The organism is Antrihabitans stalagmiti (assembly GCF_016482825.1).
Lineage (GTDB): Bacteria > Actinomycetota > Actinomycetes > Mycobacteriales > Mycobacteriaceae > Antrihabitans > Antrihabitans stalagmiti.
In genome coordinates, this window is the sequence record NZ_JAEMNV010000008.1 from 326,668 (window position 1) to 347,957 (window position 21,290).

Below are 21,290 nucleotides of genomic sequence, written 5' to 3' on the forward strand. Positions count from 1 at the left end.
ATGCAACGTCGCGTGGCACCGTATGTGCGCTTCGCGCCGTTGCTCTTGGTGCCTCCGACGCTGTTGGCGAGCACCTTCCCCGGCGAATACCGGGTGCCGCTGAGCTATTGGCTGCTTGCCATGGCGGCAGCCGCGGTATTCGCCGTCGGGGACCGCTGGCCTTTCGCCGTCTCGATCGTGTTGTCGGCCTTGGCCGTTCCGATGTTCGCCGAGCAGGTGTGGAGCATCGCCGAATTGGTGCCCTACCTCGGCGCCGTCGCCCTTGCCGAGGTGGCGATGCGAAGTGCCCGCCACCTCGTCGTCGCCGCTGCGGCGGTCGCGTGGACGGCGGCGGTGCTGGTCGGCGTCTGGCTCGACAACCACGACAGCTTCTGGCGCGCTGCGACCGCGATCACCACGGTTGCGGTTGTTGCCATCCCGCTGCTGCTCGGTCTGTATCTCCGCTCGCAACGCGTCCTTGCCGCGACCTATCGCGCGCTGGCTGCCGATGCCGAATCCCGTACGCGCAGTGCGGAACGGGCAGCGCTCGCCCGCGAACTGCACGATCTGGTGGCACATCACATGGCGTCGATCGTCCTGCGGATCGGCGTCGCAGAACACGTTCTCGGTGGTGCCGATCCGCGGGTCGTCGCTGTTCTCGACGACGTCCACCGCACAGCGTCCGGGGCGTTGACCGATATCCGGCGGCTACTTGTCGCGCTGCGGGACCCCGACCTCAGCACCGTCACCCTTGTCGATCCGGATTCGGTGGCTGTCGAGATTCGCGCGGCGATCGAACGAACGCGTGCAGCGGGCTTCGTCGTCACCGAGGAATTCGGTGCCGACATAGGCGCACTCGACGCCATCGGCAGACTGACGCTCGTCCGTGTCGTGCAGGAGGCGCTGACCAATGTGATGAAGCATGCGCCACCGGGATCACGTGCCCAGGTATCGATCGGACGTGAGGGCTTGAAGACCACCCTGAGGATCGTGTCGACAACGGCACCAACGCAGTCGACGACGCCGGGGCACGGAGTCGTCGGGATGTCGGAGCGTGTCGAACTTGCCGGTGGCGAGCTTAGGGTCGGACCGACGAGCGATGGTTGGGAAGTTGTCGGCTGGCTACCTCAGGAGGCGGCGCCGTGATCAGGCTTGTGATCGTCGACGATCAACGTTTGGTTCGGGCAGGGCTTCGGATGCTGTGCGAGTCCACCGACGACATCGAGGTAGTTGGCGAAGGTGCCAACGGCATCGATGCCATCCGACTTGTGGCAGAACTCGCACCCGACGTCGTACTGATGGATTTGCGGATGCCCGGCTTGGACGGTGTGGAAGCGACGAGGCAGATAGCGGCCTCGCACTCGGATTCGAAAGTACTGGTACTCACAACGTTCGACGACGACGATCACCTCTACCCCGCTCTTGGCGCCGGCGCAGCGGGGTTTCTCTTGAAGGACACCGCGCCTGCCGATCTGCTGGACGCGATCAGACGGGTCGTCGACGGCGATATGCACTTCTCCCCCGCCCTGTTGCACCGCCTGGTGGGTCGGGCGCTGACTGCGACGGCCGATGACGACCGGGGTGGCACCGACATCACCTTCACTGCTCGCGAATCCGAGGTTCTTGCCCTCGTCGGCGAAGGACTGAGTAACCAGGAGATCTCCGACCGTTTGCACCTCGGCGTCACCACTGTGAAGACGCATGTCTCCAACCTGATGGAGAAGTCGGGCTGCAACAACCGCGTTCGACTGGCGGTCTTCTCACTACGTCGCTAATGGTGCATGCCAGACATCCCGGGCATGTCCATATCCATCGGCATATCCATCGGCATGTCCATCGTCATGGGCTCCGCCTTCTGCCCCGGTGCGAGAACCAGGAACTGGCCCATCATGCCTTTGTCCTCGTGCAGCAGCAGATGGCAGTGATACATGTACGGGAAGGTGGGGTCGGTGTATTCGCTGAAGCGCAGCGCAAGCCGAATCCGTTGTCCCGGTGGCGTATAGACGGTGTCCTTCCACCCGGCCAGCGCGGGCGGTGGTGGCGAGCCGTCGATATCGAGGATCTGGAACTGAGTGTCGTGGACGTGAAAGTTGTGCGGCCAGTTGTCCTTGTTGTGGACGGTCCACACTTCGGTGGTGTCGACGGTCGGAGTGAAGTCGATGCGGTTCATGTCCATCCGGACGCCGTTGATCATGAACCACTGCAGAACGAACTCTCGATTCACAACCGCAGCAGCACTGTTCGGCGCATCGATCGTTGCGAGCGTCGCAGGCAGAGGCAGAGATCCTACGAGCCGTGCCGCCGAACGCAACTCCAGAATGTCGAAGCTGTCTGTCAGCCCGTATGCCGCTGCGTCGGATTGTTCGACGCCGCCGAAACGGTCGATCGGATACGACCGCAACATGGTCGTCTCCCCCGACTGCACCGCGACGACGATCTCGATCCGCTCCCCCGGACTGAGCTGAATCCGCTTGGCGGCGAACGGCTCCGTGAGTAGACCGCCGTCGCTGGCAATGACGTCGAAGTCACGATCGTCGGCGAATCCGAAGTTGTACAGCCGCCCCGACGAGCCGTTGAGCAGTCGCAACCGCACGAGTTCCGTCGACACCGAAAGATAGGCGCCGGCAATACCGTTGGTGACGATCGTGTCGCCGAGCAGGCCGACGTCGGTCGGGTCGGTGTCGTCGAGTTCGCCGTCGGAGGTGAACCGTCGGTCGGCGACGATCACCGGAAAGTCGTCGACGCCATACGAGTTGGGTAGGCCGAGAGCGTCGGACTCGTCGTCGTCGACGATGAACATTCCGGCCAGGCCCCGGTAGACGTGTTTCTCGGTCGAGCCGTGCGGATGTGGGTGATACCAGAGGGTCGCCGCGGGTTGCTTCACGGTCCAGGTCGGTTTCCAGGTCGCGCCTGCTTCGATCGTCTGATGTGGACCGCCGTCGAATTCGGCAGGAACGTGCATGCCGTGCCAGTGCACCGACGTCGGTTCGGGCAACGCGTTCTGGATGGTGAATGCCACCTGCTCGCCGCGTCGTGCCCGGATCGTCGGACCGAGTTGGCTGCCGTTGTATCCCCATGTTGCGGTGGTCTTTCCGGCAAGCATGCTCGAGTTGCCTGGTGCCGCAACAAGAGCGAACTGTCGCACCCCGGATGCGTCGACCACGGACTCGGCAAGCGGCGGCAGCGGCAGTGGCCGCATTCCCGTTTCCTTGGGCGTCGAACTGCCTTGCCCGAGAGCACATCCCGCGGCCGCGACGATAGGCGCGGCAGCCAGCCCGCGTAGGAACGTACGTCGAGACAGGGTGTTCATCATTCTCCTCGTTGGGTGTCGGATTTCAGTCTTCGCGAGAGCGAATCCGGGCAACTCCACCCCGCGGCCGGACTTCGGCCACCGAATCTCCTCCCCACGGACCTTGCGGAGACGGCAAGGCCGTGTTAGGCCCATCCCATGAGCCCCGAGGTCGTCCACGCGAGCGTCGACGAGCTGATCACTCGAGCGAAGACGCTCGTCATGCCGAGCCAACGCACGATCCTCGGCATCACCGGCGCACCGGGAGCGGGTAAGTCGACGCTGTGCGAGGCGCTGAGAGCTGCGCTCGGCTCCGATACCGCCGTGGTCGGGATGGACGGCTTCCACCTCGCGAACAGCGAGCTGCGCAGACTCGGGCGCGCGTCGCGGAAGGGCGCGCCGGATACGTTCGATGCGGCGGGGTATGCGGCACTCCTCGAGCGACTACGAACAGACGACGGCGTCGTCTACGCCCCACTGTTCGATCGCAGTCTCGAGGAATCGATCAATGCTGCGATTCCGATTCCGGCCGACGCCAGGTTGATCCTGACCGAGGGCAACTACCTGCTCACGGACTCCGGCAGCTGGCCTCGGGCACGGGCAGCGATGGATCAGGTGTGGTTCCTCGAGCTGCCCGGCGGAACTCGTCGCCAGCGGCTTGTCGCGCGGCACGAGGCACACGGTCGGACTGCATCGGAGGCGGCCGAATGGGTCCGCGATGTCGACGAGCAGAATGCCGAACTGATCGAAAAGACCCGCTACCGCGCGGATGTTGTTGTCACGCTTGCAGACTCGTCCTGATCGACTCTGGCCCGCTGCAGCAGGAAGACAACTGCCGCGCCGAGCACCGAGATCGTCGCCGTCACGAGCGCCGCGTGGTTCCAGCCGTCGAAACCTGATCGGGACGCGATGACCGCGACGACGGTGACGCCGACTGCCGACCCGACGTAGCGGGCGGTGTTGTTCGCGCCACTGCCCATCCCGCCCCGTCCGGCGGGAACACTGGCAACGGCTTCGCGCCCGAGCGCAGCGTTGAGCACGCCGCTCGCGACGCCGGCGACCAACAGACCGGGGACGAATCGCGTCCACGTGGACGAATCGTCGATCCCGAACAACATCAACTGGCCGACACCGACGCCGAGCAGTCCGATCGCGAGCTGTACCTGGCCGGTGACGGTCGGCGGGATGCGGCGCGCAAGCAGCGCGGTCGCGACGCTGGTGCCCGACCACAGCAGCAGCAGGAATGCCGCGTGCAATGCCGAGATATCGAGGGCTACAACGACGAACCCCGGCAGGTAGGACATCGACGCGATGATTCCCGCACCGGTGGCCAGCGCTGCTGTCGTAGCACCGACGAACGGCTTTCGCTGGAACAGTGCCGGGTCCAACATCGCAGAGTCACTTCGATACTCGACGACGACGAAAGCGGTCAGCAACACGACGGCGCCGACGGCGAGGCCGATCACATCGGCCGACACCCAACCTTGGCGGCCTTCGACAAGGGCCGCGAGCAATGCGCTCATGCCCGCTGCCAGCAGCACGGTCCCATAGAGGTCGAGTTTCCGGGTCGTCTCCGTCCTGGATTCTTCGACGAGGTATTGCGAGGCAACAGCGACGATCAGCGCGGCCGCAAACAGGAACCAGTACACATCACGCCAGCTCAGCGCCCTGTCGAGCCCGGCAGACAGGAGTGGTCCGATCGCGATGCCTGCCCCGACGCTGGCACCCCACACACCGCTGGCGGCAGCGCGCGACGGCCCCGCCGGGTAGGCGTGCGCAATGATGGCGAGGCTCGATGCGATGACCGCGGCGCCACCGACACCCTGAAGGACACGGGCAAGTACGAACACGAGCGTGTTCGGGGCGAGCGCGCAGACGACCGACGCGACTGCGAGTGTGATCAGGCCGATCTGGAAGGTCCGCCGCCGACCGTAGTCGTCGGAGATCGTTCCGGTCGAGAGCAGTACCGCACCGAGGCCGATGCTCATCGAGCTGAGGATCCAGGTTTTGCCTGCGGTGTCGGCGCCGAGTCCGGCCGCTGTGCTGTTGACGGTTGCCAGTGGCGCTGTGAAGGAGATCAGGGTGAGCAGGGTCCCCAGACCGGCAGCCGTGAGCGCATGTGGTGCTTTCATGAAAGGAGAACCTCGCCTGAATCGCAGTCTGTTGAACGAACCATTCGTAGTGAATGTAGCAGATTGGTTCGGTGAACAGACCATGGCTGTATCATGACGTTATGGCACTCGGTACCGACTACGCGCGGCAGGACTGCTCGCTCGCGCGAGCGCTCGAGCTGATCGGCGAGCGGTGGACGATGCTCATCCTTCGCGACTGCTTCTTCGGGGTGCGCAGGTTCACCGACTTTCAGGACCACCTGGACATCTCCAAAGCGGTGCTGACGCAACGGTTGTCCGACCTCGTCGACAACGGATTGCTGGCCCGCTCGCCCGAGCGACATGGGGAGTACACCCTCACCGACGACGCGCTCGCGCTGTGGCCTGCCATGTTCGCTCTGATGAAGTGGGGCGAGCAACTGCGGTCGCCGAACGGTCCGCGGCGGGTCTTTGCACACACCGAATGCGGGAGCGCTCTAGACGCAACGGGCCATTGCCCGGTGTGCGGTACGGCTCCGCGTCCCGCCGAACTGGAAATGCGACCAGGCCCGGGAGCGAACACATCGATCCGCACCGACCGGGTCTCGGTGGCGCTACGGCGTGCCCGCCCCCTCCTCGAGCCGCTCCGGCTGTAGCGGGCGCGACCGAACGAGGTGTTCGTAGACGTAGTCGTCGAGGGGAAACGTCTTGCTGGCTTTGGTCGCCTGATACGCCGTGGTGGGGCGAAGGAACGAGAAGTCGCCGTGATGATCGATGTAGTAGGAGTTTGCGTTCGCGCAGGCTCGCCCGTGCATCATCGTCTCCGACGAGCGTGGCCTGATGAAGTCGTAGAACCGGTCGTTGGCTTCCGGCGTGACCGACACAGCAGTCGCGCCGCGTCGACGCGCCTCGGTGATCACGCGGACTGCATGGCGAGATACGTTCTCCACCATCACATGCCAGGAGCTGCCACTCCACGCGTACGGGCCGAAGATCATAAACGTGTTCGGTAGCTCGGGCATGGAAACACCCTCGTAGGCCTTCGCGCGCTCGTTCTCGTAGAAGTCCGCGAGATCGAAACCGTTGCGTCCCTTGACCGGTCGCATTCGGAACACTCGCGGACTCTGCGCCATTTCGAAACCCGTTGCGAGAACGAGCACGTCGGCGTCACGGTGGACGCCGTTGACGTCCCTGATCCCGGTCGGTGTGATCTCGGCGATGCCGTCGGTCACCAGTTCGACGTCGTCACGGGTGAAAGTCTTGTAGTAGATGTTCGACACGCTCGGCCGCTTGCAGCCGAACCCGTACTCGGGGGTGAGCTTTCGCCGAAGCGTGCGATCGCGTACCTGCGTGAACAGGAACGCCTGCGTCGCCCAGGCCGGGATCTTGGAGATCGGCGCAACCTGCTTGCCGTACACCGTGATTGCGACGAGCCCGACTTCGACGAATCCGGCAACCACACCACGCACACCCGTCTGCAACCCAGGCACGTACTTCAGCGCCGCCTGCGCGACGCGTGGAATCTTGAAGTCCGGCTTGGCGAATACCCAGACTGCTCGGCGTTGGTACACATCGAGATGACCTGCGGCACGGGCAACCTGCGGAATCATCTGCACCGACGTCGCGCCGGTCCCGATCGCCGCCACCCGCTTGCCGGTCAGATCGAAGTTGTGATCCCAGTGTTGGGTCTGAATTACTTTGCCCTGGAACGACTCCAGGCCCTTGATGTCCGGAACCCTCGGCTCGACGAAGGCTCCGAGCGCCGAGATGATGTAGCGGGCTGTGACGACGTCACCGGTGTCCGTCTCCAGCCGCCAGAGATGGTTCTCCTCGTCCCAGGTGCGCGACATAACCTCGGTCGACAGCCGCAGATGCGGGCGGATCTTGTATTTGTCGGCGCAGTGATCGAGATACGCCTTGACCTCGGCGCCCTTGGGGAACGTGCGAGACCAGTTCGGGTTCTTCTCGAACGAGAACTGGTAGGCGATACCCGGGACGTCGACTGCGACATCCGGATAGTGGTTGTTGTACCAGGTGCCGCCGATGTCGTCGGAACGCTCGATGATCACGAAGTCGTCGAGTCCCGCCTTCTTCAGCGCGATTCCCGCACCCAAGCCCCCGACGCCACCGCCGATGACGACAACCTCGTGCTGCGGGGTCGTGGACGTAGCGGTGGGTCGAGTGATGGACATGTTTGCAAGACTGACACACCAGTCCGTAAATGTCGAGGGCTCCTACTCCGGGGTGCTCATTCAGGGGGTTGAGCAGGAAGCACGTGTGCGCCCGTCTTGTCCGTGCTGAGGCTGAGCGAGGAGATGTACTGCTTCTCACCGTTGGGCCCGGGCGTATTGGACACGATCATGTCCGGTCGTTCGAACTCCATCCCGGATACGTGACACATCAGCGTTTCGCCCGACGGGTTGCCGTATTCGTCGAACATCGGCAGGTCGATGCCGTCGTCGGTCCGACGCAGGTAGTACTTGCCCTTCGTCGCGATGGCCAGGATCGGCGGTGCGATCAGGGCGATCGCCACTGCGACGATCGGTGAGTACGGCTTGATCGCCGATCCGAATGCCCCGAAGAAGACCAGGATCGAGATGCTGGCCGAGAGCAACATCGACACGAAGCCGACCGGGTTGATGTCGTAGAGCATGCCGCGGCGGAATTCGGGCACCTTGGGCGACAGCTTCAGCAGGTACTTGTTGAACACGATGTCGGAGGCAACCGTCACGATCCATGCCATACCGCAGTTCGCGTAGAAGCCGAGAATCGTATTGAGGAAGTCGAACATGTTGGCTTCCATCAGGATCAGCGCGATCGCGACGTTGAAGATCACGAAGACGAGTCGCCCGGGGTAGTGCTTGGTGACGCGCGTGAAGGAGTTCGTCCACGCGAGCGAACCGGAGTAGGCGTTGGTCACATTGATCTTGATCTGGCTGATCACAACGAGGATCACCGCCAAAGTCATTGCGAGCCAATGCGGCATCATGTCCTGGTAGATCTCCAGGAACTGGTGCACCGGCTGGTTGGCGATGCCGGCACCGTCGGCCACGTTGGCGATGAGATAGACCGCGAGGAAAAGTCCGACGATCTGCTTGATCGCGCCGAAGATCACCCAGCCCGGGCCCGCGAGCAGGACGGCACTCCACCAGCGTCGCGAGTTTTCGGGCGTCTTGGGCGGCATGAAGCGCAGGTAGTCGATCTGCTCGGCGATCTGGGCGATGAGCGACAGACACACACCTGCCGCCAGCATGACCGAACCGAGGTTGACGCCTTTGCCGTCCTCTGCGTCGGCGCCGCCGTACGCGAAGAAGGTGCTTATCGAATCAGGATGCCGCACAACGAGATAGCCGAAGGGCAGCACCATCATGATCAGCCACAGCGGCGTCGTCCAGACTTGCAGTGTCGCAAGCGCTTTCATACCGAAGATCACCAATGGAATCACCATCAGCGACGAGATCAAGTAGCCGAGCGGCAATGGTATGTGCAGCCCGAGTTCGAGCCCCTGCGCCATGATCGAACCTTCGAGCGCAAAAAAGATGAACGTGAAGGTCGCGAAGATGACGTTCGTCACCACAGATCCGTAGTAGCCGAAACCGCTTCCGCGCGTGATCAGGTCTAGGTCGATGTTGTAGCGGGCGGCGTAATACGCCAGCGGGAAGCCGGTCGCCATGATCACGATGGCGAACACAAGAATGCCCCACAGTGCGTTGCCGGTGCCGTAGGAGATGCCGATGTTCGCGCCGATCGCGAAGTCCGCCAGATAGGCGATACCGCCGAGGGCCGAGGTCGCGACAACGCCTGTCCCCCACTTGCGATAGCTGCGTGGCGCGAACCGTAGCGTGTAGTCCTCGAGGGTTTCTTTCAGGGCCGCCGAGTGATCGGCATTCGCGGCGACCGCAGCTTCTTCGGCTTCGCCGGTCTTCTCAGCTTCCAATGTCATGACGACAACTCCTCGAGACGAACACGCGCGAGCACGAAATATCCGTGAATCAGAGTCGCGCAGACTCGTATCGATGTTGTGGCGCCGCAGTAAAGACGGGGTTACCGCACCCCCGAGGGGGCCTGCGACATCCCGAGAGTGGTCGATCCACACCCTCGGGCGGACCGTCGGACGTGCGAAGCGGGCCGGTTCGACAGAGCCTTCAGGCGAGCTGTTTCCGCACGCGCTACGGGCGACATCTCAGAGATAGGGAGACGGTTCGTGATCGAGGAACCTGACGCCTCAGATCCGAGGCCAGACGGCCGTACGAGGCGCGACTGGGTTGGGTATTGCGGGGCGTGCTGTCTGCGCTATCACCACACGCGATTGGTGACTTGCTGTCGTCAACTCCGGCGGCAATCTCATCTTCCCCATTTTCGGCCCACTCGCTGAATTCGAACGCAACCTAGTCCGTGAAAGAACCGTCGCCGGACTCGCAGCTGCCCGGGACCGCGGCCGAGTGAGTGGTCGACCCGCGGCGCTGACACCAGCCAGACGCCGCCAAGCGAAAAGGTGCGAGAGGACGGTGTCTCCATGAGTGAAATCGCCGAAGTGCTCGACATCGCCAGAAAGCACTCTGTATCGAAATCTCCACTGAGACAACGACTCAATTCAACTCTGGAGCCCTGAAAGGGAATCCCGATGTTGCGGAGGAGGTCAACAACCTCCACGAACGCACTCGTATTCCTGTACGGGGATAGCCCGAACCTACTGGCGTACCGGCGTCCGCCTACGAACTTGAGATCGCGGCGGCGCTGTGCGAGGCGCAGAAATTCGACGACCGTGCGAGGACCACGATGAGGTCCGGGGACTGGCGCCTGCACGCAGTAGTGAATCAAGTCACATCCATCGGTATTCTCGGAACCACGGGCTACGCGTTGGGGCGACCTGCGGCAAGGAGCAGAGCTGTGACGAAGGCATCACCACTGGAGCGATTCCAGGTGTTGCAGTCGGATGATTTGGACGAGTTCCGCACGTCGGTGTCACATCTTCTGACGCCGCATCGCCTCACGCCGCTCGGTCGCGCGGAATCGATCAGGACCAAGGTCTGCCACGCGGATCTGGGGGCAGTGTCGTTGGTCTATGGACAACACCGGGGCGCAGAGCTCGGGGCACAGCTGGTCGAGCAACTCGACTACTACGATGTCAATCTTTCGATAGGCGGCTTCAACGAAATCACCTGCCGCGGAGAACAAGTGATCGTCGATCCCACAACAGCCTGCATCATTTCCCCGCGCATGCGTGCTGACATGAAGTTGAGCGAGGCGTATCGGCAGCTGCACGTCCGCATCGAGCGAATCGCGTTGGACCGCCAGCTCGAGCAACTGACCGGACGTCCGGTGACCGAGCCGATCCGATTCGACGCTCGTATGGACTTGACCGCTCCGGCATCAGCGTCGTGGCTACGCTCCGTCCGCGCTTTGACGCGCGACCTCGATCAGCCGGGCGGGCTTGCCGACAGCCCGCTCGGGGCCGAGCCATGGATCAACCTGATGATGTCGGGCCTGCTCATCGCTGCGCACAACAACTACTCGCATCTGCTCGACTCTGCACAGACGCTTCCTCGGCGGCCGCCGCCGGTCAAGCGGGCCATCGAGCTGATCGAACGTCACCCCGATGCCCAACTCGGCGTCGAACAGCTCGCCGAGGTCGCGGGCGTGTCGGCACGATCGCTGCAACGCCACTTCCGCGAGACCGTGGGGCTTTCGCCACACGAGTACGTGCAACGCGTCCGGCTTGCCCGGGTCCATACGGAATTGCAGCTCTCTCGTCCGGGTAGCGGCGCCACCGTGACCGATGTCGCGCTGCGCTGGGGATTCACCCATGTGCCGCGGTTTGCCGGGCTTTACCAGGAGCGGTATGGCGTGGCGCCGTCAGAGACATTGCGTAGCGAGCCACCCTCCTAGGCGAATCGCCGTCGGAAACCGGATCGTGTTGTCGCGTAGCGGATCGCCGGTCAGTCTCGTGATGCCTAACGTCGCTGCCAACGGAAGTGACGGGAGACACAATGATGAATACGGACTATGACGTCGCGATCGTCGGCTACGGCCCGACCGGGCTCGTGCTGGCCTCGGTGCTCGGCAAAGCCGGCCACAAGGTCGTGGTCTTCGAGCGATGGAGCGGGCTGTACGGGCTACCACGATTGACGCACGTGGACGGCGAGACCGCACGGATAATCCAGGCCGTGGGCGACGTCGACGCCGCGTTGCGCGACTGTCGGCCCATCCCTAACTACCGGTACGTCAATGCTGCGGGCGAATTACTCGTCGAGCTCCCGTGGGAGGGCCAGTCCAGCGGTTTCCCGCTGCACATCTCGATCTACCAACCCGACATCGAAGATGCCATCGACGCGCAGGTCCGGACATACCCGAACGTCGAGGTGAACCAGGGCTGGGCTGCGGTCGCGCTGCGCACGAGCGACGACGCGGTCGAGCTGACGGTGCGGCCGTGGTCGCGCAGCCGGACCGAGCAGTGGTCGCATACCGGCGAGGACCGGACGATCACCGCCAAGTATCTCGTCGGGGCTGATGGTGCGAATAGTTTCATCCGCACCTCGCTCGGAATCGAACGATCCGATCTCGGTGTCGACGACAAATGGCTCAACATCGACACCGAGCGGCTTCGACCGCTGCCGGAGCGTTTCGAGCGGCTGATCCAGCACTGCGACCCGGTGCGCGGCCACATGCACATGCCGATAGGCAAGACCCGGCAGCGCTTCGAACATGCGGTGCTGCCACATGAGGACACCGAACCGTACGAGGACCCGCAATACGCGTGGAAGTGGCTACTCGAGACCCACAATCTCGGTCCCGAGGACGTCAAGATTCTCCGCCAGGTCGTCTACACCTTCCAGGCGAGAATCGCCGAGCAGTGGCGCGCGGGACGGGTGTTTCTTGCCGGCGACGCCGCGCACACCACGCCGCCGTACATGGGCCAGGGAGCATGTTCTGGCATGCGCGACGGCATCACCCTGGGCTGGAAACTCGATCTCGTCCTAACCGGTCGGGCCGACGATGCCCTGCTGGACACGTACGAAACAGAGCGCCGCCCACACGCGACCGCCATCACCGAGGCGTGCGTGATGCTGGGCCGCATCGCCAACACCCACGACCCCGACGCGGCGGCGGCCCGCGACGAGGCGTTTCGGACCGGAACGGCGCCACCGCCACCGCCGTTTCCGACAATCGTCGACGGCGTCGTCCACCGTGGCCGGGACGGCCGGCTGTCACCGATGGCAGGGATGCTCTCCACGCAGGGGGTCGTCCGTGCGACGGGCGGAACCGGCCACTTCGACGACGTCGTCGGCGGCGGGTTCACCGTCCTCGCCCGCGAAGACTTCCAGGAGATGTTGAGCACCGAGCAGCGTACGTTTCTCGACGAGCTGGGAGCCACGTCGGCGACCCTGCGACCGGGCACGCCGATAAGTGTTGACGACGCCGAGGGAACCTACGCCCGGTGGTTCGAAGGCAACGATGTCGAGGCGTTCCTCAGCCGCCCCGATTTCCATCTGTACTGGGCGGGCGCCCTCGCCGACCTGCCTTCTGTCATCGACAGCCTTCGCGATCAGTTGCGCTGGCAGGTCCGGATCCCCGCCGGGGTGGGATCGTGAAGACTGCGCCGTCGGCAATCGCGCCCGCAACTGCGTTGTGGCGGGCGATGCCGCCCACGCGACTCCTCGACTGCGGCATGGACTACGCCGACGTCCTGCAACTGCAACGACTCACCGCGGATGTGCCGTGGGACGTTGCCGCCGAGAGCCTGGGCACCGCCCAGCTCGATCGTGCTGCGGCCGCCGACGCTGCCGGCCACAGTGCGACGGCGATCGAGGCGTATCGGTTCGCGGCCGCAAACTTCCTGTTCGCGCAAATGGCCTACAACTTCGACGGCCCGCGCAAGGTCGCGCTCTACGGCCGATTCACCGCCGCGGTCGGCGGCGCCGGGAAGCGCAGCGACCCCGCGTGGCAGCGAGTGGAAATACCGTTCGCGGGTGGACGAATGTTCGGCTGGCTGATCCGCCCGACCGCCGATCCGGTCGGCACGGTCATCCTCCTGGGCGGGCAAAGCGGCTGGGGCGCAGCGTACCTCGCACAAGCTGACGCGCTCACGGCACGCGGGTTGGCGGTCCTGCTCGCCGAGGGTCCCGGCCAGGGCGATACCCGGATGGTGGGTGGTGTCTACCTCGACGTGGACGTCGCCGCTGCGTACTCGGCGTTCGTGAACGTGACGGTGGATTGCACACCTGCCGTAGGGATCTGGGGCAACAGCCTCGGCGGGCTGTACGCCGCCGTCACCGCGGCGCGAGACCCGCGCATCGTGGCCGTGTGCGTCAACGGCGCCCCGGCACAACCGAAGCTGCTCGGTTTTCGTGCGTTCGGTGAGCAAGCCGCCGCGATGCTGGGCACCACCGACCCCGACGCGATTCAGGCAAATTTCGACCGCATCGCCCTGCGCCCCGGACGGGATCGGATCGGTGGCGCGCTGATGGTGCTGCACGGCGGTAACGATCCGCTCATCGGACTCGTGGAGCAGCAACCTTTCCTCGACGCAGCGACCGATGCCACCCTGCGGATCTGGGACGACGGCGAGCACACCATCTACAACCATGCGGCCGAGCGGACAGCGCTCGTCGCAGACTGGTTCGCCGATCACCTCGCGAACCGTGCACGGACGTGAGAAAGGCGTGAGCGAGTTGCACTTCGAGCATGAGAGTCTTCCGCAACGGGTCTGCTTCGCCTCCGGTGAGGCGAGGGCGATGCTTGCGCGTGTGGTGGCGCGGCTGAAAGGCTCGCGGGTAATGGTTATCGCGTCTGCGCGCGACGCCGACCGTGCCACACAGATCACCGCGGATCTGCCGGTGGTGCATCGCCACACAGAGGTGGCGATGCACGTGCCGGTGCAGACAGCCAAGCGGGCACGCGCCGCCGCCGGCGAACACGACGTGGACGTGCTGGTCTGCCTAGGCGGTGGTTCGGCGATCGGGCTGGCCAAGGCGATCGCGTTGACAACCGGGATCCCGATCGTCGCGGTACCGACGACCTACGCCGGGTCGGAGGCCACCACCGTGTGGGGTCTTACCGAGGATGGCCACAAGACCACCGGCGTGGACCCGCGGGTGCTTCCGTGGGCGGTCATCTACGACGCGGAACTGACCATGTCCCTGCCTGTCCCGATGAGCGTTGCGTCGGGGCTGAACGCGGTGGCGCATTGCATGGACTCGATGTGGGGACCGCGGGCGGATCCGATCGACCGGGCGGTGGCGCAGGAAGGGATCCGCGCGCTGAGTATCGGGTTGCCCCAGATCGTCGCCGACCCGGGCGGTCTGGGCGGTCGCGAGCAGGTGCTGTACGGCGCCTACCTGGCGGGGGTGGCGTTCTCCTCGGCCGGCTCAGGACTGCACCACAAGATCTGTCACGTCCTTGGCGGAACCTACAACCTGCCACACGCCCAGACCCACGCCGTGGTGTTGCCCTACGTTCTCGCGTTCAACACACCCGCGGCCCCGGAGGCAGCGAACAGGATCGCGACTGCGCTCGGTTCGACCGACGCACTCGACGGCCTGCAGGAACTGCGGCAACGACTCGGCGCGCCGAAAGCTCTGCGCGACTACGGGTTCGACGCGTCGAACATCGACGCTGCAGGAGCCGCCATCCTCTCGGTCGTGCCGAACAACAACCCACGACCGGTCACCACCGGCGACCTCCACCGCCTGCTCTACGGAGCCTGGCAGGGCACCGACCCGACGACCATCACCTACGACACCGAAAGCCGGCGATGACAGAACAAGCGATCTCCACCTCGCCGCGGACCACACCGGCGCAGGCGACAGCCGAGGCCGACCTCGTCGCGCGAGTCGTCGCGTCCTTCGACAACACACCCGATCCGCGCCTGCGCCGGGTGATGCAGTCCCTAGTAGGACACCTGCACGCGTTCGTCCGGGACGTGCGGTTGACCGAGGCCGAATGGAACGCCGCCATCGAATTCCTCACCGCATGTGGCGCAATCACCGACGACAAGCGTCAGGAGTTCATCCTGCTTTCCGACGTGCTTGGCGCCTCGATGCTAACTGTGGCCGTCAACAATCAGGCCTACGAGGGAGCTACGGAGGCAACGGTGTTCGGTCCGTTCTTCCTCGACGCGGCTCCGCAGATCCCGCTCGGCGCTGACATCGCCGGCGGCGCGGCTGGCGAACCGTGCTGGGTAGAGGGCACGGTCACCAACACCGACGGCAACCCCGTTGCCGGGGCGCGGGTCGAGGTATGGGAGGCAGACGAGGACGGCCGCTACGACGTGCAATACCCGGACGGTCGGATCCACGGCCGGGCGCGCCTCTACACCGACGACGACGGGACCTTCCGGTTCTGGGGACTGACCCCCACTCCGTATCCGATCCCCGACGACGGCCCGGTCGGCAAGCTGCTGGCGGCGGTGAGCCGCTCGCCGATGCGGGCTGCGCATCTGCACTTCATGGTCGCAGCGGAGCACCTGCGCACGCTGGTCACACATATCTTCGTCGCCGACGATCCGCAACTTGCTGTCGGCGACAGTGTGTTCGGTGTCAAGGACTCGCTGGTCAAAACGTTCGCGCGGCAGGCCCCTGGAACCCCCACTCCCGACGGCCGCGCCCTAGGCGAGCGCAGCTGGTCCCGAGTCCGCTTCGACATCGTCCTCGCTCCCGCCGTCATCTGACCCCTCGTTCACCACACCAGAACGGGCGACCAGCTTCGCGTCTGCCCGGACAAGGAACACCCACATGACCCGGATATTTGGGAGCGATCAACCGGTGTCGTCAGCCTCGGCGACAGTCCTGCGGTTTCTGGCCAAGGCATCCGACGCCGGATACGGAGAACGAATCGACGGGGGCCGCGTGCTGGAGTGGATCGACAAAGCCGGTTACGCCTGCGCCACGGGCTGGAGCGGGCTGTACTGCGTCACAGCGTATGTCGGCAACATTAGGTTCGCTCTTCCGATCGCAGTCGGAGACCTCGTCGAGATCGGCGCGCGCGTCGTCCACACCGGCAGGTCCAGTATGCACATTCTGGTCAGTGTAAGTTCGGGTGCCCCGCACACCCGTGAGACCGTCGAAAACGCGCAGTGCCTCACCGTGTTCGTCGCCGTGGACGAGAACGGCAAGCCTGCACGGGTGCCGTCGTGGTCACCGCGAACGGTGATCGAGCAGCGCCGCCACCTTGCGGCGCGGCGGCGAATCACGGTGCGCGCCGACATCGAAGCGGCGATGGCAACGCAGACCTACGACGATGGCGCCGAATCACCATCGGCCATCCTGCGTTTCCTCGCCGTACCGACCGACGTCAACTGGGGCGGAAAGGTGCACGGCGGCAACCTCATGCGCTGGATCGATGAGGCCGCGTTCGTGTGCGCGTCACAGTGGAGTCGGCAGCGGGCGATCGCTGCATACGTCGGCGGGATCCGGTTCTACCGGCCGTTGCCCATCGGGAACAAAATCGAAGTCACCGCCCGCCTCATCCACACGTCGGACACGCGGATGCACATCGACGTGCATGTCAGATCGATCAATCCACGCACCGGCGCCGGGGAAGTCGCTGCACACGGCCTCGCCATCTTTGTTGCCCTCGACAAGCATGGAAGAGCCACGACCGTGCCGCGCTGGTTGCCGGTCACCGACGAGGACCGCAGGCTTGACCAGCATGCGCAGAACCTGCTCGAAATCCGTCGGCGTGCCGAGACCGCATAGCCGGACCCAGGCCAAACACCAGCCGGGCCAGCTTCGTCCGGGTGCGAGTCAGAAGCCCGCACAACGCGGCGCGGCTTACGCAGGTGGCCGAGGAGGTCGAGCAGTTCGGGGCGATCGTTCTTTGCTCCGCTCGCTACTTCTTCCCACACCCGGCCTTTGTCAGAGCGTCTATTTGCAAAATACGGCGCTCACTAGGGACACGTCACAGTTCGGCAACGGACATGAGTCATTCGGCTCCGCCGCTGCGCTGAGCAGCGAGCAAGCCTAAACGGTTCTCCATGCGCGTGGCTCAGTCGGGCAAGGACAGTGTCTCGCGCTTCAGTGCCTCAGTAACGGTCGTTGGCGAGACTGCGCGATCACCCCAGATGACCTCGTGGACGACTGGCTGCCCAATGACGGCCTGCGGGTGGTCGAGGAGACCGCGACCGTCCCAGGAACGGGGGCAAATACGTCTATGCGCACACCACCTTTCAGGGCGGCGCGTTCTGGTCGATTCCTATCTGATCGAGGATATGGGACACGTTGGCCTGGCCCGTTCGGCGAGGGGTCGTTCACCGATCACGCCGGGCCGGACGCCAGTGCCATCGTCTGGGACTTCGCCCGACGGCGCCCGAGAGGACCCTGGAATGAGCGCTTCGTGCTCTTCGACGCGAACACCGCGACCCCGCACCAGAGGGGGCAATCGATATCCCGAGAGTGGTCGATCCACACCCTCGGGTCGGTTTCCGATATGTCCTGTGTCGCCCAAGGTTATTGCTACACAACGCCAGCCGCTTCGAGGGAGACTCACATGATCGGCAACAAGCATTCGATGACCACACGCGTCGCAATCGCACTCGGAACAGGCGTCGCAGCGCTCGGCATCTCGCTGGCGGGAACCGCCGGTGTCGCATCGGCGAAGCCGTGTCCGAGCAACTGTCACGACACCAACCCCAAGCCGAAGCCGCCGATCGATCTTGGCCCTGTGACGCCCCCGTCACTCCCCTTCTGCCACGTCGGTGTGCCGCAGCCGTGCCGGGCCTTCCCGCCGGGGTTCTAGTCTTCGGGCTCGGGCCGTTGCTTCTTCCGCTTGCCGAAGCTGACCGTGATTTTCTGAAAGTCCTTGTTGCGCTGAGCGAGCGCCTGGTCGGTGTAGGCCCGGCGGTCGCCGGCGGTGAGGACGACGTTTTCGGTGAACGGCGTCAGTAGCGAACGTGGATAGAGCTTGTCGATCCGCACGACGTTGACTTCGACACACATCACGACCGCGAATGCGGCCAGGTAGATGAATGCCAGCAAGCCGAGGACAACCGCGAAGACGCCGTTCGTCGCCGACGAGTGCTGCACCACGCTCGTCACATAGACGAGGCCGAAGGTCTGCAGCATCTGCCACACCACCGCTGCGGCAATGGCACCGGGCGCAACCTGCCGGATCGTCAAGGCGCGCGTCGTCGAGATCTTGAAGGCGACGGCGAAGACGACAGCGTTCAGGATCACCGTGCCTACGAGGGACACCTCGTTCAGGCCACTTCCGAAGTCGAGCGTCGCGCTGATCTGGGACACGATGGTCAAACCGATTACCGCGACGCCGACGGTCGCCAGAATGAACAGCCCGCGCACCCGAGAAAAAATGGGGTCCGGGCGCATGTTTCGCGGTACGGACCACGCGATGTTCATTGCGTTCTGAAAGGCGACAGCAACACCCAATCCGCCGTACAGCGCAACCACGACTCCGATCACCAGTCCCCCGGTACCGCCGCTGAGGGTGTCCGGATTTTCGAGTTGATCACCGATCACCGGAAACTGGCTCAGTGCCGAGTCCAGAATTCGTTCCTGCAGCTCAGGATTCGAGACGAGCACGATGCTGAGAATCGTCGAGAGAATCAGCAACAGCGGAAAGAGCGACACGAAGCCGTAGTAGGTGATCAACGCGGCGAGATAGCCGCCCTGGTCGTCGACGAATTTGTAGACCACAGCGAGCGGAAACCCGAGCCATGGGTGCTTCTGCTGCATACGATCCAGCCAGGCGGTGAATTTCACCGACGCGGCCGTCCACCGCACGTGATGTACATAGTTCTGAGTTCTACCCGATCTGCCCGCGAAACTGTGAACAATCGAGGTCGGCTAGCGGCACTCGACTCCTGCGCAACGGTGGAGTTCGTCGAGTCGCCGGTCGAGTTCGGCGACAGTTGCGGCGTGTGCGCGTCTACCGTCGTCGGTCTTGATCAGGTTGGTGAGCTCGTACGGGTCGCGCTCCAGATCGTAGAGTTCGTATTCCCTGTCGCCGAGAGCACGCTCACGCTCGTACCACCGGACGTACAGATATCGCTCGTTGCGGACAGCGCTCCACGACGGCATGTCCAGGGCATACATCGCCGACGGCTGGTTCGGCACCTGTTCCTGCGCAATGCCGTTCAGTCCACCGGCGCCCGGTCCTCCGTATTCGGCAGTGAAGTCGGTCCGCCATTGTGAATCGTCGTGACGCAAGGGACCTTCCAGCGAACGTCCGTCCATAGCGGCGGGTATCGGGATGTCGGCCCAGCCGAGCAGTGTGGGTGCGAGGTCGATCGACAATGCCATGGCGTCGGATCTGCCCTTGCCGATGCCAGGCCCGGCGATGGCGAGCGGTACCCGCATCGATTCTTCGTACGGCGCCATCTTCTGCGTCAGACGGTGGGAGCCGAGGCTGTAGCCGTTGTCGGACGTGAACACCAGGTAGGTGTTGTCGAGTTCGCCGACGCGGTCGAGGGTGTCCACGATGCCCGCAACCATCTCGTCGAGCGCCCGCAGGGAGCCTAGGCGGTTGGTGTAGTCGACGTCGTTGATCGCGGCGATCGTCGCCGCACGTACGAGTGCTGTGTCGATGAGCCACGACGGCTTGTCCGAGACGTCTGCCTCCTGATAGTTCGGAGTACGCGGCGCGGCGGTCGGCACGACCTGAGACACGTGGCGTGGTGCGGCCGGTAGCGGGAAGTGCGGCGCGGTCGAGGCGGCATACCAGAAGAACGGTGAGCCGGAAACTGCTGCGTCGGTGATGAATTCGGTCGACTTCCGGGCGATGACATCCGTCTGATAGTCGGCGGGCGAAAACCCGTACTTGACGCGGACGCCGTTCTCGTTGAGCTGATAGTTGTACCCGGTATACAAAAAGTTGTCGACGCCCGCGTTCCAATCGTCCCACCCCGGCGGAATGTGGTCCGGATCGTGTTCCAACCCGTTCAGATACTTACCCGCCATGCCGGTTCGATATCCCGCGTCATGCAAATACGTTGCGATCGTTGAACTTTCGTTCCCGTTGTCACGGAAGGCGTCGAATCCACCCACCTCGCCCGCGTTGGTGAGCACGCCTGTGTTGTGGCCGTACTTTCCGGTCAGGATCGACGCTCGTGCCGCACAGCAGATCGGCATGGGCGCGAACCCGTTGTCGAATTCGATCCCGCGGTCCCGTATCAACGCGGCGGTGCGCGGCATCTCGGTCCACACCGGCGTTGCGGTCGCATCGAGGTCGTCGGCAAGTATGACGACGATGTTGGGTCGGTCGTCGGGTTGCTCGGCAGCGCCTGCCGGCACAAGACTCGACGAAACGAGCAGGGCACATGCCGCGACTGCAACAACGAACGCCGCCGGGAATTGTCGACGACATCTATCCGTTAGCGACATAAGGAGCACTCTCGACGAGGAGCAAACGTATGTCAAAAGTAGGTCGCACACCCACTGCCGATCATCCGATCACCGTCCGGCCCACCGGCGCTCGCGTCACGGTCCGCGTCGGCGATCGAGTCGTAGCGGATTCGACAGCCGCGCTCACGCTGCAGGAGTCGACTTATCCTGCAGTGCAGTATGTTCCGCTCGCCGATGTCGATGCCGCCCTGCTGGTGCGGACCGACACATCGACGTACTGCCCGTACAAGGGCGATGCTTCGTACTACACGATCACGACCTCGGCGGGGGATCTCGTCGACGCCATCTGGACCTACGAGCAGCCCTACGACGCCGTCGCCGAAATCGCCGGTCACGTGGCCTTCTATCCGAGCAAGGTCACCATCAGCGTCGGGTAGGGCGCTCCGCGCCTCGTGAGTCTTTTCGGAGGTCGGGCGCTCCGGAAGGACTCACGAGCGGCGGAGCCGCCTTTCTTGAGTTCCTAACGGACGTCAAGCGCTGGCGTGGGTTTCTATGATGGTTGTGGCGGGCCGGGATGTTGGAGCGCTTGGCGACTTCTGTGACCCTGGCCCGCCCTCATTCGCGCGACGTTCGCGC

General features: G+C 64.2%; 19 protein-coding genes. 13 read left to right on the forward strand and 6 right to left on the reverse strand.

Features of this window, described 5'->3' with window-relative positions:
* Positions 1 to 12: 12 nt before the first annotated feature.
* The gene (locus JGU71_RS23415) at positions 13 to 1,125 is read left to right on the forward strand and encodes a sensor histidine kinase (protein WP_307829809.1); all 1,113 of its coding nucleotides are present in this window, start codon (positions 13 to 15) and stop codon (positions 1,123 to 1,125) included.
* Positions 1,122 to 1,754 carry a response regulator transcription factor gene (locus JGU71_RS23420; RefSeq protein WP_199706900.1) on the forward strand — a complete coding sequence of 211 codons (633 nt, stop codon included), beginning with the start codon at positions 1,122 to 1,124 and terminating at the stop codon, positions 1,752 to 1,754. The genes JGU71_RS23415 and JGU71_RS23420 overlap by 4 nt, the downstream gene beginning before the upstream one ends.
* On the opposite strand, the gene JGU71_RS23425 is transcribed toward JGU71_RS23420, so the two are convergent.
* Positions 1,751 to 3,289 carry a multicopper oxidase family protein gene (locus JGU71_RS23425; protein ID WP_199706901.1) on the reverse strand — a complete coding sequence of 513 codons (1,539 nt, stop codon included), beginning with the start codon at positions 3,287 to 3,289 and terminating at the stop codon, positions 1,751 to 1,753. The two genes, JGU71_RS23420 and JGU71_RS23425, sit on opposite strands and share 4 nt — an antisense overlap.
* A gap of 138 nt (positions 3,290 to 3,427) precedes the next feature.
* On the opposite strand from JGU71_RS23425, the gene JGU71_RS23430 reads away from it, so the two are divergent.
* Positions 3,428 to 4,069 (forward strand): nucleoside/nucleotide kinase family protein, encoded by a 642-nt coding sequence (locus JGU71_RS23430; protein WP_199706902.1) that lies wholly within the window; start codon positions 3,428 to 3,430, stop codon positions 4,067 to 4,069.
* On the opposite strand, the gene JGU71_RS23435 is transcribed toward JGU71_RS23430, so the two are convergent.
* Entirely contained in the window at positions 4,027 to 5,400 is a 1,374-nt protein-coding gene (locus JGU71_RS23435) for an MFS transporter (RefSeq protein ID WP_199706903.1), read from the reverse strand. The two genes, JGU71_RS23430 and JGU71_RS23435, sit on opposite strands and share 43 nt — an antisense overlap.
* A 101-nt stretch (positions 5,401 to 5,501) precedes the next feature.
* On the opposite strand from JGU71_RS23435, the gene JGU71_RS23440 reads away from it, so the two are divergent.
* Entirely contained in the window at positions 5,502 to 6,014 is a 513-nt protein-coding gene (locus tag JGU71_RS23440; RefSeq protein ID WP_199706904.1) for a winged helix-turn-helix transcriptional regulator, read from the forward strand.
* On the opposite strand, the gene JGU71_RS23445 is transcribed toward JGU71_RS23440, so the two are convergent.
* Entirely contained in the window at positions 5,973 to 7,550 is a 1,578-nt protein-coding gene (locus tag JGU71_RS23445; protein ID WP_199706905.1) for a flavin-containing monooxygenase, read from the reverse strand. The genes JGU71_RS23440 and JGU71_RS23445 overlap by 42 nt on opposite strands.
* A gap of 56 nt (positions 7,551 to 7,606) precedes the next feature.
* Positions 7,607 to 9,301, reverse strand: a complete 1,695-nt coding sequence (locus tag JGU71_RS23450) for a purine-cytosine permease family protein (protein ID WP_233529940.1) — start codon at positions 9,299 to 9,301, stop codon at positions 7,607 to 7,609.
* A 403-nt stretch (positions 9,302 to 9,704) separates the two neighbouring features.
* Between JGU71_RS23450 and JGU71_RS23455 the strand changes: the two genes are divergently transcribed.
* From JGU71_RS23455 to JGU71_RS23490, 8 genes are all read left to right on the forward strand, one after another.
* On the forward strand, positions 9,705 to 9,878 hold the full coding sequence (locus JGU71_RS23455; RefSeq protein ID WP_199706961.1) for a recombinase family protein: 174 nt from the start codon (positions 9,705 to 9,707) through the stop codon (positions 9,876 to 9,878).
* Between the two features lie 370 nt (positions 9,879 to 10,248).
* Complete coding sequence (locus JGU71_RS23460) at positions 10,249 to 11,247, forward strand: AraC-like ligand-binding domain-containing protein (RefSeq protein ID WP_199706906.1); 999 nt, start codon at positions 10,249 to 10,251, stop codon at positions 11,245 to 11,247.
* Positions 11,248 to 11,348: 101 nt separating this feature from the next.
* Positions 11,349 to 12,950 carry a bifunctional 3-(3-hydroxy-phenyl)propionate/3-hydroxycinnamic acid hydroxylase MhpA gene (mhpA, locus tag JGU71_RS23465; RefSeq protein ID WP_233529942.1) on the forward strand — a complete coding sequence of 534 codons (1,602 nt, stop codon included), beginning with the start codon at positions 11,349 to 11,351 and terminating at the stop codon, positions 12,948 to 12,950.
* Complete coding sequence (locus JGU71_RS23470) at positions 12,947 to 14,014, forward strand: alpha/beta hydrolase family protein (RefSeq protein ID WP_307829812.1); 1,068 nt, start codon at positions 12,947 to 12,949, stop codon at positions 14,012 to 14,014. The genes mhpA and JGU71_RS23470 overlap by 4 nt, the downstream gene beginning before the upstream one ends.
* Before the next feature lie 7 nt (positions 14,015 to 14,021).
* Entirely contained in the window at positions 14,022 to 15,116 is a 1,095-nt protein-coding gene (locus tag JGU71_RS23475; RefSeq protein ID WP_307829813.1) for a maleylacetate reductase, read from the forward strand.
* On the forward strand, positions 15,113 to 16,027 hold the full coding sequence (locus JGU71_RS23480) for a hydroxyquinol 1,2-dioxygenase (protein ID WP_199706908.1): 915 nt from the start codon (positions 15,113 to 15,115) through the stop codon (positions 16,025 to 16,027). Before JGU71_RS23475 ends, JGU71_RS23480 begins: the two co-directional genes overlap by 4 nt.
* Before the next feature lie 64 nt (positions 16,028 to 16,091).
* Positions 16,092 to 17,054 carry an acyl-CoA thioesterase gene (locus tag JGU71_RS23485; protein ID WP_199706909.1) on the forward strand — a complete coding sequence of 321 codons (963 nt, stop codon included), beginning with the start codon at positions 16,092 to 16,094 and terminating at the stop codon, positions 17,052 to 17,054.
* Positions 17,055 to 17,844: 790 nt separating this feature from the next.
* Entirely contained in the window at positions 17,845 to 18,093 is a 249-nt protein-coding gene (locus JGU71_RS23490; RefSeq protein WP_199706910.1) for a hypothetical protein, read from the forward strand.
* On the opposite strand, the gene JGU71_RS23495 is transcribed toward JGU71_RS23490, so the two are convergent.
* Both JGU71_RS23495 and JGU71_RS23500 read right to left on the reverse strand, forming a co-directional pair.
* Positions 18,090 to 19,073, reverse strand: coding sequence for a YihY/virulence factor BrkB family protein (locus JGU71_RS23495; protein WP_307829814.1), 984 nt, complete (start codon positions 19,071 to 19,073; stop codon positions 18,090 to 18,092). The genes JGU71_RS23490 and JGU71_RS23495 overlap by 4 nt on opposite strands.
* An 84-nt stretch (positions 19,074 to 19,157) precedes the next feature.
* Positions 19,158 to 20,693: a sulfatase family protein gene (locus tag JGU71_RS23500; RefSeq protein WP_199706911.1), complete on the reverse strand. Its 1,536-nt coding sequence runs from the start codon at positions 20,691 to 20,693 to the stop codon at positions 19,158 to 19,160.
* Between the two features lie 29 nt (positions 20,694 to 20,722).
* On the opposite strand from JGU71_RS23500, the gene JGU71_RS23505 reads away from it, so the two are divergent.
* Positions 20,723 to 21,091 (forward strand): DUF427 domain-containing protein, encoded by a 369-nt coding sequence (locus JGU71_RS23505; RefSeq protein WP_199706912.1) that lies wholly within the window; start codon positions 20,723 to 20,725, stop codon positions 21,089 to 21,091.
* Positions 21,092 to 21,290: the final 199 nt, after the last annotated feature.

What these genes read in the sequence shown, in the direction of transcription:
- JGU71_RS23450 (WP_233529940.1), bottom strand. Translation starts at nt 9,301, where the DNA reads ATGACATTGGAAGCTGAGAAGACCGGCGAAGCCGAAGAAGCTGCGGTC.
- mhpA (WP_233529942.1), top strand. Translation starts at nt 11,349, where the DNA reads ATGATGAATACGGACTATGACGTCGCGATCGTCGGCTACGGCCCGACC.
- JGU71_RS23445 (WP_199706905.1), bottom strand. Translation starts at nt 7,550, where the DNA reads ATGTCCATCACTCGACCCACCGCTACGTCCACGACCCCGCAGCACGAG.
- JGU71_RS23435 (WP_199706903.1), bottom strand. Translation starts at nt 5,400, where the DNA reads ATGAAAGCACCACATGCGCTCACGGCTGCCGGTCTGGGGACCCTGCTC.
- JGU71_RS23430 (WP_199706902.1), top strand. Translation starts at nt 3,428, where the DNA reads ATGAGCCCCGAGGTCGTCCACGCGAGCGTCGACGAGCTGATCACTCGA.
- JGU71_RS23480 (WP_199706908.1), top strand. Translation starts at nt 15,113, where the DNA reads ATGACAGAACAAGCGATCTCCACCTCGCCGCGGACCACACCGGCGCAG.
- JGU71_RS23500 (WP_199706911.1), bottom strand. Translation starts at nt 20,693, where the DNA reads ATGTCGCTAACGGATAGATGTCGTCGACAATTCCCGGCGGCGTTCGTT.
- JGU71_RS23505 (WP_199706912.1), top strand. Translation starts at nt 20,723, where the DNA reads ATGTCAAAAGTAGGTCGCACACCCACTGCCGATCATCCGATCACCGTC.
- JGU71_RS23490 (WP_199706910.1), top strand. Translation starts at nt 17,845, where the DNA reads ATGATCGGCAACAAGCATTCGATGACCACACGCGTCGCAATCGCACTC.
- JGU71_RS23485 (WP_199706909.1), top strand. Translation starts at nt 16,092, where the DNA reads ATGACCCGGATATTTGGGAGCGATCAACCGGTGTCGTCAGCCTCGGCG.
- JGU71_RS23440 (WP_199706904.1), top strand. Translation starts at nt 5,502, where the DNA reads ATGGCACTCGGTACCGACTACGCGCGGCAGGACTGCTCGCTCGCGCGA.
- JGU71_RS23425 (WP_199706901.1), bottom strand. Translation starts at nt 3,289, where the DNA reads ATGAACACCCTGTCTCGACGTACGTTCCTACGCGGGCTGGCTGCCGCG.